The following is a 14200-nucleotide window of genomic DNA, read 5'->3' as shown; positions in this document are numbered from 1 at the left end:
TTAGTGATTAATTCCATAAAAGGATTTTAAAAAAATGAATGTAAAATTTATAAAATTCATACTTATAAATTGCTTTTTGGAGTAAAAATCGTATAAATTTAAAGTATATTAAATTTGGGAGGTGAATTCTTTACAATACCCGAAAGTACGAACCGTATTGTAAAGGACATATTTGGACGTCGAGATAGCCATAAAACTTGTGTTATTTATTTTATTAATCGCATTTACCGCATTCTTTGTAGCAACAGAGTTTGCGATTGTAAAAGTGCGTACAACACGAATTGATCAGTTAATAAGTGAAGGAAATCAAAAAGCGGTGCGCGCGAAAACAGTTATTACTCATTTAGATGAGTATCTGTCTGCGTGTCAGCTTGGGATTACAATTACAGCGCTTGGACTTGGTTGGGTAGGGGAGTCAACAGTGGCAACATTGTTACATCCACTATTTGAATTAGTAGGACTTGAAGGAAAAGCTATTACTGTTGTTTCTTTCGTGATTGCATTCTCTGTTGTGACATTTTTACACGTTGTTGTCGGTGAATTAGCACCGAAAACACTCGCTATTCAAAAAGCAGAAATGGTAACATTACGTTTTTCAGGACCGTTAATTCTGTTCTATAAAATCATGTATTTACCAATTCGATTATTAAATGGTTCAGCAAGATTACTTGCACGTTTATTTGGATTAAAAATGATGTCAGAAAATGAAGAAGTGCATAGCGAAGAAGAGCTACGTATGATTATGTCAGATAGTTTAAAGGGTGGCGAAATCAATACTTCAGAGTATCACTACATGAATCGTATCTTTGAGTTTGATGATCGAATCGCAAAAGAAGTCATGGTTCCGCGTACAGAGCTAAGTAGCTTTGAAAAATCAACGAAAATCCATGAAATTTTTGAGCGTATGAATATTGAACAATATACACGTTATCCAGTGTATGATGGCGATAAAGACCATATTATTGGTGTAGTAAACATGAAACAGATTTTAACTGAGATGGTGAGAGACGAATCTGTTCGTGACGAAGAAGTAAGTAAATTTGTACAACCTGTTATTCAAGTCATTGAAACATTCCCAATTAGTAAGCTACTTATTAAGTTTCAGATGGAAAGAATTCATATGGCCATCTTATTAGATGAATATGGGGGCACTTCTGGCCTCGTCACAATTGAAGATATTATAGAAGAAATTGTTGGCGAAATTCGTGATGAATTTGATGCGGATGAATTACCGGAGCATCATAAATTAGGCGAAGGACACTACAATGTTAGCGGGAAACTTTTATTAGATGAAGTGAATCAATTGCTTGATTTAGACATGGAAGATGAAGATGTTGATACAATCGGTGGTTGGTTCATGGCGAATAACGATGATATTGAAGTTGGTTCACAAGTACGCTATGAGAATTGTGTATTTACAGCAACAGAAATTAATAATCATCAAATCGTTCGTTTAGATATTTTAAAAGAAGAACCGAAAGAAGAAACTTCTATGGATGAAAAAGAAATAGAATAATGAGAATGAGAGAAGTAGGGCAATCCTGCTTCTCTTTTTTATAACCAAAAATAAAAATCCAAACTCGTATCATATACAGAGCGTGGATTTTTATTTACATGATGCATCATCTATTTATGGGTGAATTACAACCACATGTGAGGCTTGTGGTCCTCGGTTGCCTTCTACAATTTCAAATTCAACGAGCTGATTGTCTTCTAAATTTTTAAATCCGTCTCCGACAATCCCTGTAAAATGAACAAAGACATCATCGCCATTTTCCGATTCGATAAAACCATATCCTTTTACCGTATCAAACCACTTAACTTTGCCTCTATGCATGAGAATCCCTCCAAGTATCATCTACCTATAAATGAAGCAATTTGTCTTTACAGGTGAATAAACTATAGCATGAATTTTAAAAAAATGTCAATTATTCAGATATTCTGAACTAAAAGTCACATATTTTGTAAAAAACTTCAAATGTTTTTAAAAAAAGTACTTTTTAGAATTGAAAGAGTATTTCATTTTGTAGTAATGTAAAGATAATCATCTGATAGATAGGAGACGGAATCATGTCACATACAACGAAGCCGAAAACCGATTTAGAAATTGCACTTGAATCACCAATGCAACATATTACAGCAATTGCTGAAAAAGCAGGTATTCCAGAAGATGCACTTGAGCTATACGGGAAGTACAAAGCGAAGATTGATACAACACAGTTGAATCATTTAACAGCTGATGCAAAGGTCGTACTTGTTACAGCGATTAATCCAACAGCAGCAGGAGAAGGGAAATCAACTGTAACAGTAGGTCTCTCTGACGCTCTAAACCAATTGAATGAGCGCGTAATGGTTGCATTACGTGAACCATCTTTAGGACCTGTTATGGGTGTTAAGGGCGGTGCTACAGGTGGTGGCTATGCACAAGTATTACCGATGGACGATATTAACTTGCATTTTACAGGTGATTTACACGCAATCACAACAGCAAATAATGCACTAGCAGCTTTTATTGATAATCATATCCACCGAGGAAATGAATTAAACATTGATCCACGTCGTATTATTTGGAAACGTGTTCTTGATATGAATGACCGTTCGTTGCGTCATGTCATGATTGGTTTAGGCGGGCCAGCACAAGGTGTTCCACGTGAGGATGGTTTTGATATTACGGTCGCTTCTGAGATTATGGCCATTTTCTGTTTAGCAAAAGACTATCAAGATTTGAAAAAACGTCTATCTGAAATTGTGATTGGTTACACATATGATAAAGAACCAGTCTTCGTCAAAGATTTAGCAGTGGAAGGCGCGTTAACACTATTATTAAAAGATGCATTCAAGCCGAACCTTGTACAAACGATTGAAGGTACACCAGCGATTATTCATGGTGGTCCATTCGCAAACATTGCACATGGTTGTAATTCGATTCAAGCGACACATACAGCGCGTAAATTAGCTGATATTGTTGTGACAGAAGCAGGTTTTGGTGCGGACTTGGGTGCCGAAAAATTCATGGATATTAAATCTGTACAAGGTGACCTTCATCCAGATGCGGTTGTTATTGTCGCAACGGTTCGTGCATTAAAAATGCATGGTGGTATGGATAAAAAATCACTTCAACAAGAGAATGTAGGAGCCTTAACAATAGGTATTCAAAACCTTGAAAAGCATATTCAAACAGTGCGCGAATTCGGAATTGAGCCTGTTGTGGCACTCAATCGTTTTATTACCGATACAGAAGCAGAACTTCAAACAGTCATTGCATGGTGTGAGGCACAAGGAGTCGAAGTAGCCTTAACGAATGTATGGGAACAGGGCGGTGCAGGTGGTTTAGAGCTTGCGAAAAAAGTATTAGAAGTATTAAACCGTCCAAACCAGTTCAGCCCATTATATGATGTAAAAGATTCGATTGAACAAAAAGTAACGACAATTGTTCAACGTGTATATGGTGGTAAAGGCGTTCAATTTACAGATCAAGCGAAAAAACAAATGAAAGAAATTGAAAAATATGGTTGGGATCAATTAGGGATTTGTATGGCAAAAACACAATATTCTTTAACAGATCAACCTAATTTATTAGGTCGTCCAACAGACTTTACCGTGACAATTCGTGAGATTATTCCGAAGTTAGGTGCGAAATTCTTAGTATGTTTAACAGGTGATGTTATGACGATGCCTGGACTACCAAAAGAACCAGCAGCCCTTCGTATGGATATTGATGAACAGGGTCGCCCTGTAGGATTATTTTAATTAAGTAAACTGCACTACTATTGCTAGTGATATTTAGCAACTGTGGTGCATTTTTTTGTTTATAGCTATTTCTACACCATTAAATTCCTTTTTTATAGGGGAATGACTTAAAATATATTAAGATAGAATAGTAAGGGCGTATATTAGAAGAAAAGAGGTTATATAGATGGGGGAAATATTAGGACAAAAAGTAGTCGAAATGCGAAAGCTAAGACACATCACACAACAAGATTTATGCAAAGGTATTTGCTCACAAGGGACAATCAGTTTGATTGAAAAAGGAAAGATGCTTCCAGGTATCGATATTTTAATTGCGCTTTCATTACGTTTAAATGTACCGATTACATATTTTGTAGAAGCAGTATACTTAGAAAACACGGCTATTGAGATGGAATTACTTGAAAAAGTAGAGGTTTTACTAAGAGAGAGAGCTTTTGAAGAAATTTATCAAATTGCGGAAAATGAATCAAATGCAGTATCTCAAAATGGTTGGTATCGTTATTATTTTAGATGGTTATTCCATTTGAGTAGTTATTTTACAAAAAGAATTTCTGTAGAAGAAGCAATTATGTATATTACAGAATTGGAAAGAGAAGCACCAAAACAAGAGTTAAATAAAAATTATTTATCAACGCGTATTCAAAATTCACTTGCAGTATTATATGCAGAGAAAAAAGATTATACGAAATCGATTTTTTATTTTAAAAAAATGGATTTAGATATTATACAAACAAAAGCGACATTTGATTTTCATGCTTTCAAATTAAAAGTTATTTATAATAGAATGAAAACATTATACGATATGGAAAAATATGATGAAGCGATGAGTGAAGCTAAGTTAGGCATCGAAGAAGCAATTAAAGAAGATCGTATGGTATATATGGGGAATTTTTATTATTATTTAGGACAATGTTACGAAAAATTAGGCTATGAAGATGTAGAGATTTCCAAACAGTATCATAAAGCGCAGCTCTTTTTTGAATTGTTGGGAAAAGATTATTTATTATCCATTCTAAAAGATTTAAAAGGAAAATGGTGTTATTAATACAGATTAAAAAACGTCATCAGGTGAGAGGTTGATGACGTTTTTTGATAATGTCCTATTTATTTTTAATCGGCATGTATGGAGAACATTAAGTTTAGAAGTCGTATGGTAAATCAAGTGGCATCACTGAGAAGTCTGCTGTTAATGTGAACACTGCTGCTAAGAAAAGTACAGAAACAATTGTACGTTTTACATTTTTCATATGTAATTCCTCCCTTGCTATTTTTTAATAGTATAGCGAATAAAAAGAAAAAAATGTGCGAATATTAAGATGCTAATATTTTTCGAGTTTATTAGCATCTTAATATTCATTTGTTGTCTTTAGCTTTATTATTTCCTGTATTTTGTTCATACTAATAAAGTAGTTAAGTAGAAAAAATAGTTAAATAAGTTAATATTCAGTTAATTAATATTCTTATTGTAGCAATATAAAATGATTTTTAGTATTCTATGAACCATATAAATATTTAAAAATCACATGGGGGTATTTCATGCAAATTCGAAAGATGGTGGAAACAGATATTGACATGGTTTGTCAAATCGCACAAAAAAACAATCAAATTGTAAATCAACATGTTATACCAGTAGCGATGCAGCAAGATTTTTTACAGCTGGTGTATCAGCCTACAAGAATTAAACAACGAATGAAAAATTCATTATTCTTTGTGTTGGAAGTGAATGGGCAAATAACAGGATTTGCTCATTTTTCATATGTGAATAAACAAGGGAATAGTGAACTACTTGCGATGTATGTTGAAAAAGAATATCAAAGACGAAGGTTGGGCACACAATTATTACAAATTGCTAAAGAAGAGTTACATGGAATCGAAAGTATGACGGTTCATGTAGAAGCTTCTCAAGTAGGTGCTATTTCTTTTTTACAAGCTAATAGCTTTCGATGTGAGGCCACTGTACTCGAACAGGTGGAAGGTATTTTACTTCGAACGAAAAGATTGAAGTGGTGTATAAATTAATGGAGGTATGTATGCGGCATCAGCGAATTTTGATTATCGGTTGTAGTGGTTCAGGCAAGTCCTATTTTAGTAGAGAATTACACAAAGTCACTCAGCTTCCACTTGTTCATTTAGATCAATTGTATTGGAAAAAAGGTTGGGAAAAAAGAGGGAAAGCACTATTTTTAAAAGACTTACAATCTCATTTACAGCAGTCAAGTTGGATTATTGATGGGAATTTTGATTCGACATTGCCGCTTCGCATGCAATATGCAGACTTAGTAATTTGTTTAGATGTTCCAAGAATACAAAGTTTACAAGGAGTTACGACACGTTGGTTCAAACACTTTGGCCGAACGCGTGTAGACATGGCAGTAGGATGTCCCGAAAAAATTGATATGGAATTTTTACAGTTTGTATGGACGTATCAAGAGAAAATACGACCACATATTTTACAACAGTTACGCGAAAGTTCAGTGGATACGATCATCTTCAAAAGTCGTAAAAGTGCAAAGGCTTGGCTGAAAAATTTGACATAAAAAGGTTATCTTTTGCTTTTTAGGTGTATACTAATCATACGGATTGAAAAAGGAAGTGTGACGAATGAACGAGATACGCCCAACAGATGTTAGTTTACTTTTAGAAGGTGGTACATTTCGTACGATTTATACAGGCGGTATTTTAGATTATTTAATCGACCAAAATATTCAGATGCCTTATATTTTAGGAATTTCAGCAGGTGCGATTAATGCAGCTTCGTATGTTTCAAAACAAAAAGAAAGAACATTACGTATTTTTACGAATTATCGCCATGATAAACGATATATGGGTGTTCGTAATTTTTTTAAGGAGAAAAGTTTATTTGGTTTAGATTTTGCCTATAATATTTTACCGAATCAACTAGATTTATTTGATTGGGATACATTTTATGATTTTAATGGCACGATTAAATTTGGTGTAACAAATGCTTATACAGGTGAAGTAGAGTATATGAATGCACTTGATATGGATCGTGAGTGTACGATGTTACGTGCAACGTGTGCGATTCCCTTTATCTTTCCTGAAATTAAGATTAATGATGTGCCTTATTTCGATGGTGGGCTTTCTGAACCTATTCCCATTCACCAAGCGATTGCGGATGGCTATGAGAGACATGTGATTATACTCACACGACCAAAAGGTTATCGGAAAACATTAGATCGAAAAACTAAATGGGCGATGCAATTTTTACGAAAAAAATATCCTAAGTTAGTGGATGCGATGGAACAACGTGTCAATCATTATAATGCAGATTTAGAGTTATGCGAACAATTAGAGGAAGAAGGAAAAGCTTTCATATTCCGACCCCCGTATCCATTGAATAGTTTTGAAAAGAATATTTCAACAATTAAAGATAGTTATCAAATGGGCTATGAATTAGCAGCAAAGCGCGCAATCGCACTAGAACATTTCTTAATACAAAATGGTACACCTTTTGACTAGTCATTAGGTGTACCATTTTATATATAAACGATTAATAGCGTCGGTCATTTCGTTACGTGTTAATTGTCCAAAACCTAAAATAAGAGTCGGAGTTTTTGGGGTTTGTCCTTCTAAGTAGTAGGGTGAAATAGGGTATACTTTTACGCCAATTTCTAAAGCACTTTGAATTAATTCTTCTTCAGACATGCCATTATTAGGTTGTAAAAGTAAGGATTGACCAGCTTCTTCACCAAAAATACGCGCTCTTTCTGGAAAAGTAGTTTGAATTTTTGCAGTGAGCACTTGCATCTTTTGATTATAGATTTGTTTCATATGTTCTACATGTTCTAAAAAGTATCCTTTATTAATAAAATGCCCTATAGCTGTTTGGAGAATAGGGGAGGAGTTTTGAGTGAGATGTTTTGTGAACTGTGTATATTTCTCAACGAGTTTGTTAGGAAGAACCATATAAGCAACTTTAGCTGATGGTAAAAAAGAGTAAGCGAATGAGTTAATGTAAATAACATGTGTACTATCGACAGAAGCCATTGGATAAACATTGCGAACATCATACCGAAAGGCAGTTTCACGATCATCCTCAATAAATAAACAATCATTTTTTTTAGCCCACTGATGTAGTTTTGCTCTTTTTTCAATAGGTAAATTATATCCTAGAGGTTGTTGATAAGAGAGTGTGACATAAAAAAGAGTGCGCTCATCTTTTAAACTATTCACATCATGACCATCTTCTAACGATACGGGACATGTAGAGAGATGATAATCTAATTCTTTAAAGATGGAAAAAGCTTCGTAATTTCCTGGATTTTCAATTTTAAAAGAGTTGTAATATCCACCTTTTTTTAAAAATGTTCCAAGTTGTAGCAAAAGAGCAGGCACATTACTACTAATAAAAATATTCGCTGGAGATGCCTCGATATTTCGATTCTTTTTTAAATGTGTACATATAGCTTCTCTTAAAAGATATTCACCATCATGATGACTAAATTGAAATAAAGAAGATAGATTTGAGGATTCAAGTAAACATTCTTGCCAACGACTTAAAGGAAAGTACTGTTTATCAACAGTGGTAGGAGAAAAATCAAAAATGGCTACTTCTTCATCAATGACATAATCACTTTTATACCCACTACTATGCTCTTTATCTACACGTTCAAAATGAGGTACGATAAATATATCGTCCTGTTTTTTTAGATAATCTTCAACTTCTAATTGTCGATAGGCGCTCATTACATCGGAATAAGATTGTTTAATTTGAATAGCTAGATCTCGTGGTGTTGGGAAAATTTTTATGTTTTCAAATTCTTTGTTTCGAATAATATTTTTTAAGTGGATGTAGATTTGTTCATCAATTGGTGAAAAATTATTAATTGGAAATTTAAAAACATTCACGTAATCCCCCCTTTTTGCTTGAATCCATTATCTTCTACTCTATACCCATTTCACATGAAAACAATGAATGTTCGTTACGTTTTTTTATAAGTTCGTTATACTAGAGGTGAATTGAAAGTAGGTGGCAATAGATGAAAAAAATAATAGTGTTATTCTGTTTTTTGATGGCAACTTCTTTTGTATCCATTGCATGTGAGGCAAAAGAGGTCAAAACGATTTACGTAGCAACGAATGGACAAGATACATGGAGTGGTACGAAAGAGAAGCCTTTGAAAACATTAAAAAAAGCAGCTACAAAAGCGACAGCAGGAATGACGATTATCATTCGAAAAGGAACGTATAAAGAACCACTCATTATTCAACATAGTGGCACGAAACAAAAGCCAATTCGCTTCCAAGCAGCTCCACACGAAAAAGTAGTGATTAGTGGAGAAAATGTAAAGTCTGTGAACGGTGAAAAAGCTTTAATTCATATTAAAAGCAAACAATATATTACAGTTAAAGGATTAACCCTTCAAAATGTTACAACGAAAAAAACGAATGAAACACCAATGGGGATTTATGTGACAGGTTCAAGTAGAGCAATTCGTCTACAACAAAATCACATACACCATATTCAAACGAATGCTAAAAACGGCAATGCACATGGGATTGCTGTGTATGGTACAGGTGCGATGAAAGATATTCGAATCCAGCAAAATACAGTTGAAAATCTAAAATTAGGTGCAAGTGAAGCAGTTGTTTTGAACGGGAATATTGATGGTTTTGATATCTCGAAAAATATAGTACGTCGAAACGATAATATTGGAATTGATGTTATTGGATATGAAGATGTAGCGACGAATAAAAAATACGATTATGTTCGAAATGGTACGATTACAGCCAATACAGTCTCAAATATTTCATCTTATGGAAATCCAGCCTACGGTAAAAATTATGCGGCAGGTGGTATTTATATAGATGGTGCAAAAAATGTACGTATTGCAAACAACCGTGTTTATCAGAATGATTTAGGTATTGAGGCGACATCAGAACATCGCGGAAAATATGCAGAAAATATTACGATTGAGCATAACACGATATATCATAATCGTTATACAGGTATTTCGGTTGGTGGATATGATGTAAAAAGGGGCGGTACGAAAAATTCGATAATTCGTTTGAATACGCTTTATCAAAACGATACGAAAAACTTATATGGTGGTCAGTTGTTGCTACAACATTATGTAGAAAACAATCGAATCGAACGAAATGTTATGACGCCAAGTCGTTCACGCTTATTCATTGTAAATGATGCGAAGACAAATAGGAAAAATCTATTGAAACGAAATATTTATGACCAAACGGATCAAAAGAATGGATTATGGATGTGGAAAACAAAAGAGTATGACCGATTTTTAGATTTCCAAAAAGCAACGAAAAGTCAAGATTCACTTTATACGAAAGTGCAGTATCGTAATGTGAAAAAGCAGGATTTTCGATTAGTAAAAAACTCAAAAGCTGAAAAGTGGATTCAGTAAACAAAAGTAAACGAGAGCTTTGGCATAGGGTAATGCCAAAGCTCTCGTTTTTAATTAACCTTGTTTTTCAACGTCTTTTACAGCGTCGTAAATTAAGTGGAACATCTCTTCGATATCTTCTTCTTCGATACAAGAGAAGGCAACGCGAAGATCTGTATCACTTAATGAGATTGTACCAACACCGTATTTTTCAAGTGCAACTTGTCGTACTTGTTCAGCGTTTGTTGTTTTTAATTTTAAGCACATGAAGTAACCAGAGTTGAATGGATAGTAATCCCATGCATCTTCAAATTTAGATGAATCAAGCACTTCTTTTACTTTGTTCGCACGATTTTTCATAATGTCGAATTTTTCTTGTCGTTGAGTCACGAATTCAGGACTCTTTAGTGCATCGAGTAAGAATGTTTGAGATGGGTGTGGACCTGAAGAAATTGTCGCACGAATGATGCCAATGGCTTTTTCTTCAAGTGCTTTTAATAACGTTTCTGATTTATTACCGAATGTAATGAAACCAACGCGGAATCCCCATACATATTCTTCTTTTGTTGCACCGTCTACTTTTACAGCAAGAACGCGCTCATGAATGTTTGATAACGCACCGAATAGTGACTCCGTTAAAGAATCTTCAAAGAATAGTGAGAAGTAAGCATCATCTGTAATCGCTACAACATTTACCCCTGCATTTGCACCATCAAGAATCGCTTGAACGATTGAAGCACCTTCTTGTGCATTTGGCGTATAACCTGTTGGGTTGTTTGGGAAGTTTAATAGCACGATTGCCTTACCATGACCTTTTTGTGCAAGAATTGCTTCACGTAAGCCGTCCGCATTGAAAAGACCGTTCTCATCGTATAGTGGATATGTTGTGATTGTTGTACCACGACGAATATTGAAGACCATATCGTAGTTTTCCCAGTTTTGATCTGGAATGATTAATGTATCGCCTTTGTCAGCAAATAAGTCAGCTGTAATACTTAAGCCATGCGTTAAGGCATTCGTAACGATTGGGTTACTGAATGTTTGACCTTCAAGAGCAGGGTTATCAACTAACATCTTTTTACGCCATTCTTGACGAAGTGCTGGTTTACCAGCAGGTGGTGCATACGGATATAAATCAGACGGATTGTATGCAGAAAGCTTATCTTGAATAACTTTCAGATGCATCGGTTTACCTTTTTCAATCGCTGTACCAATGGTTGCGTTAAATTTGAACGCTTTATTTTTTGCCTCAGCTGATTGACTTAAAATCCCTTCAGTCGGGAAGTACATCTGTTTACCAAGATCCGATAACATCTCAAATACATGTGGATTTTCGTTTTGAATGATCTGGTTTAATTCAGTTGCTAATTTGTGCATGTTTTTCGCCTCTTTTTATCATATTTTGAAGGAGAATTGAACTCCTGTTAGAGAAAAAAATAACAATGAATGAAATCTCTAACTTCATTCTAGTAGATTATGAGAGTTTTGGAAATAGAGAATACAATGATTCTTTTCTATATTGTGTATTTATCGTTATAATAGATAGAGGTCAAGGAGGAATACAGATGAATCGTATTGAACAGTGTGAACAATTAGTCGAAAAAATTTACAATCAATTTGACGCAAGTCATGATTTTCAACATATCCAGCGCGTACAAATGAATGCGCGTGCCATTTTAGCAGAAGAACCAACTGCAAATCGTGATATTGTTGAATTAGCGGTATTACTACATGATGTAAGTGACCCAAAATATACAACAGATAAAGAAAATGAACGTGTCATTTTAGATGCGCTACAAGTAACAGAAGAAGAACGTCTACATATCCAAGATGTCATTGCTTCTGTATCGTTCCGTGGTGGGAATGAGCAACCGACGAAAACAATTGAAGCAAAAATTGTCCAAGATGCAGACCGTTTAGATGCATTAGGCGCAGTAGGAATTGCGCGTACATTCGCATTTGGTGGTGCAAAAGGACGCGCACTCTATGATGATGCAGAAGAAGTGCGCATGAATATGTCTGAAGAAACATATCGCTCGAAATCAACAGCCAGCGTTACACACTTTTATGAAAAATTATTCTTATTAAAAGATTTAATGAAAACAAATAAAGGGAAGGAACTAGCGCAAGCACGCCATGAATTTATGGAGCAGTTCATTCACCAATTACAGTTAGAAAGAGATGGGAAGTTATGAGTCATTTAATCGTTTCCAATTTAACGAAAACAGTCGGTGAAAAAACACTCTTTAAAAATATTGAATTTACGATTGTGGAAGGGGAGCGCGCTGGATTAATCGGGATTAATGGTACAGGGAAGTCAACACTTCTTGCGATTTTAGCAGGTATTCAAGATGCCGATTCTATCCATTTAGACCATCCGAATAAATACCGTGTGGCCTATTTACCACAGGACCCTCAGTTTGAAAAAGGGCTAACCGTACTTGATGCAGTATTTGAAGGAGATTCACCAAGTATTACATTGAATCGTCAGTATGAGGAAGTGGTGCGTGCTTTATCAGCAGATCCAACTTCTGAAAGTCTACAACAGCAGATGTTCCAATTACAGCAACAGATGAATCAGATAGATGCTTGGGACGTCAATGCACTCGCTAAAACAGCTTTAACTAAATTAGGCATTGGCCAATTTGATGCAGAAGTAGCTTCTCTTTCAGGTGGTCAGCAAAAGCGTGTAGCGCTAGCTCGCACGTTAATTGAACCAGCCGACCTGTATTTACTCGATGAGCCAACGAACCATTTAGATGTCGAGTCGACAGAATGGTTAACCGATATGGTCAAACGTCTGAAAGGCTCTGTTATTGTGATTACCCATGATCGTTACTTCCTAGACGCTGTATCCACGCATATCTATGAAATTGCCGATCAAACTTTATATAAGCATAGTGGGAACTATGGTGATTTCTTAGAAGCAAAAGCGATGCGCCAAGAGATGCAACAAGCAACTGATGCGAAACAACAAAACCGTTACCGTTCGGAGTTAAAATGGATTCGACGTGGTGCAAAAGCACGTTCTACAAAACAAAAAGCACGTATTCAACGTTTTGAAGAATTATCAGATTCCCTTCAAAAAGATAATAGCCAAACATCACTTGAGATGGGACTAGCTACTTCACGACTAGGTAAAAAAGTTATCGAAGGTGAAGGCGTTTCGAAAGCATTCGACGAACGTGTTATTTTAGAAAACTTCTCCTTCTTATTACAACAAGGTGACCGTATCGGCATTATTGGACCGAACGGTGCTGGGAAGTCAACATTACTTAATTTATTAGCTGGTGTTTTACAACCAGATGCAGGTCAGATTGAAGTCGGTTCAACGGTAAAAATCGCACATTTTACACAGCACTTACCACAGATGAATACGAATGAACGTATGATTGAATATGTACGTGAATCAGCGAATGATATTGTGGATGTAGCAGGTGAACACCATTCAGCAGCACAAATGTTAGAACGCTTCTTATTCCCACTGCATACACATGGTACACAGATTGGTAAACTTTCAGGCGGTGAGCGTAAGCGTTTATATCTATTAAAATTATTGATGGAGCAACCGAACGTTCTTTTACTAGATGAACCGACAAATGATTTAGATATTGATACATTGTCTGTACTTGAAGACTTTATCGAACATTTTGCAGGTGTCATCGTGACGATTTCCCATGACCGTTTCTTCTTAGATCGTATTGCGAAAAAGTTGTGGGTTTTAGATGGTGAGGGACATGTTGAGGAAAGTCTCGACATTTATACAGACTTTTTAGCAAAACAAGAGGAACAACAAAAGCTTGAAAAAGAAGTCAAAGTCGAAAAGCCAAAAGTCGAAAAAGTTCGTACAGAGAAAAAGAAACTATCTTTCAAAGAACAAAAAGAATGGGAAACGATTGAAGCAGATATTGAAAAAATTGAGCTGGCGATTATGGAACGAGAAGAAGGAATCGCAACAGCAGGTTCAGACTTTACGCGTCTACAGCAATTAACGAATGAATTAGACGAATTGAATGCACAATATGAGCATTTGATTGAACGTTTTGATTATCTAAGTGCTATTGTAGAAGGGAAAGCGTAAC

General features: G+C 35.4%; 12 protein-coding genes. 9 read left to right on the top strand and 3 right to left on the bottom strand.

All coding sequences use genetic code 11. The features are described 5' to 3' along the window. Positions 1-172: 172 nt before the first annotated feature. Positions 173-1516, top strand: a complete 1344-nt coding sequence (locus tag ACKVQX_RS00190; RefSeq protein WP_068454208.1) for a hemolysin family protein — start codon at positions 173-175, stop codon at positions 1514-1516. Between the two features lie 114 nt (positions 1517-1630). Here the strand turns inward: ACKVQX_RS00190 and ACKVQX_RS00185 are convergent, their stop codons facing one another. Continuing rightward, the gene (locus tag ACKVQX_RS00185) at positions 1631-1837 is read right to left on the bottom strand and encodes a cold-shock protein (RefSeq protein WP_068454205.1); all 207 of its coding nucleotides are present in this window, start codon (positions 1835-1837) and stop codon (positions 1631-1633) included. 233 nt (positions 1838-2070) lie between these two features. Between ACKVQX_RS00185 and ACKVQX_RS00180 the strand changes: the two genes are divergently transcribed. The 5 genes from ACKVQX_RS00180 (at position 2071) to ACKVQX_RS00160 (ending at position 7230) form a co-directional block, all read left to right on the top strand. Then, on the top strand, positions 2071-3750 hold the full coding sequence (locus tag ACKVQX_RS00180; protein WP_068454202.1) for a formate--tetrahydrofolate ligase: 1680 nt from the start codon (positions 2071-2073) through the stop codon (positions 3748-3750). 166 nt (positions 3751-3916) lie between these two features. Next, the gene (locus tag ACKVQX_RS00175) at positions 3917-4795 is read left to right on the top strand and encodes a helix-turn-helix domain-containing protein (RefSeq protein WP_068454199.1); all 879 of its coding nucleotides are present in this window, start codon (positions 3917-3919) and stop codon (positions 4793-4795) included. 491 nt (positions 4796-5286) lie between these two features. Next, positions 5287-5769, top strand: coding sequence for a GNAT family N-acetyltransferase (locus ACKVQX_RS00170; RefSeq protein WP_068454196.1), 483 nt, complete (start codon positions 5287-5289; stop codon positions 5767-5769). Positions 5770-5780: 11 nt separating this feature from the next. Continuing rightward, positions 5781-6287 (top strand): hypothetical protein, encoded by a 507-nt coding sequence (locus ACKVQX_RS00165; protein WP_087682612.1) that lies wholly within the window; start codon positions 5781-5783, stop codon positions 6285-6287. Positions 6288-6351: 64 nt separating this feature from the next. Continuing rightward, a complete protein-coding gene (locus ACKVQX_RS00160) occupies positions 6352-7230 on the top strand; it encodes a patatin family protein (protein ID WP_087682611.1) in 879 nt (292 codons plus the stop codon). Positions 7231-7233: 3 nt separating this feature from the next. On the opposite strand, the gene ACKVQX_RS00155 is transcribed toward ACKVQX_RS00160, so the two are convergent. Next, a complete protein-coding gene (locus tag ACKVQX_RS00155) occupies positions 7234-8619 on the bottom strand; it encodes a PLP-dependent aminotransferase family protein (protein WP_325942831.1) in 1386 nt (461 codons plus the stop codon). Between the two features lie 131 nt (positions 8620-8750). Here ACKVQX_RS00155 and ACKVQX_RS00150 point away from each other — a divergent pair, with 131 nt between their 5' ends. After that, the gene (locus tag ACKVQX_RS00150) at positions 8751-10139 is read left to right on the top strand and encodes a hypothetical protein (RefSeq protein WP_325942830.1); all 1389 of its coding nucleotides are present in this window, start codon (positions 8751-8753) and stop codon (positions 10137-10139) included. 54 nt (positions 10140-10193) lie between these two features. Here the strand turns inward: ACKVQX_RS00150 and ACKVQX_RS00145 are convergent, their stop codons facing one another. Further along, positions 10194-11495, bottom strand: a complete 1302-nt coding sequence (locus ACKVQX_RS00145; RefSeq protein ID WP_409135900.1) for an aminotransferase class I/II-fold pyridoxal phosphate-dependent enzyme — start codon at positions 11493-11495, stop codon at positions 10194-10196. A 188-nt stretch (positions 11496-11683) separates the two neighbouring features. On the opposite strand from ACKVQX_RS00145, the gene ACKVQX_RS00140 reads away from it, so the two are divergent. Next, entirely contained in the window at positions 11684-12313 is a 630-nt protein-coding gene (locus ACKVQX_RS00140; RefSeq protein ID WP_068454168.1) for an HD domain-containing protein, read from the top strand. Then, complete coding sequence (locus ACKVQX_RS00135; protein ID WP_068454165.1) at positions 12310-14199, top strand: ABC-F family ATP-binding cassette domain-containing protein; 1890 nt, start codon at positions 12310-12312, stop codon at positions 14197-14199. The genes ACKVQX_RS00140 and ACKVQX_RS00135 overlap by 4 nt, the downstream gene beginning before the upstream one ends. The last annotated feature ends 1 nt before the right edge of the window (position 14200 follow it).

The sequence above is a fragment of the Kurthia sp. ISK08 genome (assembly GCF_046159805.1).
GTDB lineage: Bacteria > Bacillota > Bacilli > Bacillales_A > Planococcaceae > Kurthia > Kurthia gibsonii.
The sequence above is the reverse complement of the archived record's forward strand: the minus strand, read 5'-3'. Positions and strand labels throughout refer to the sequence as shown.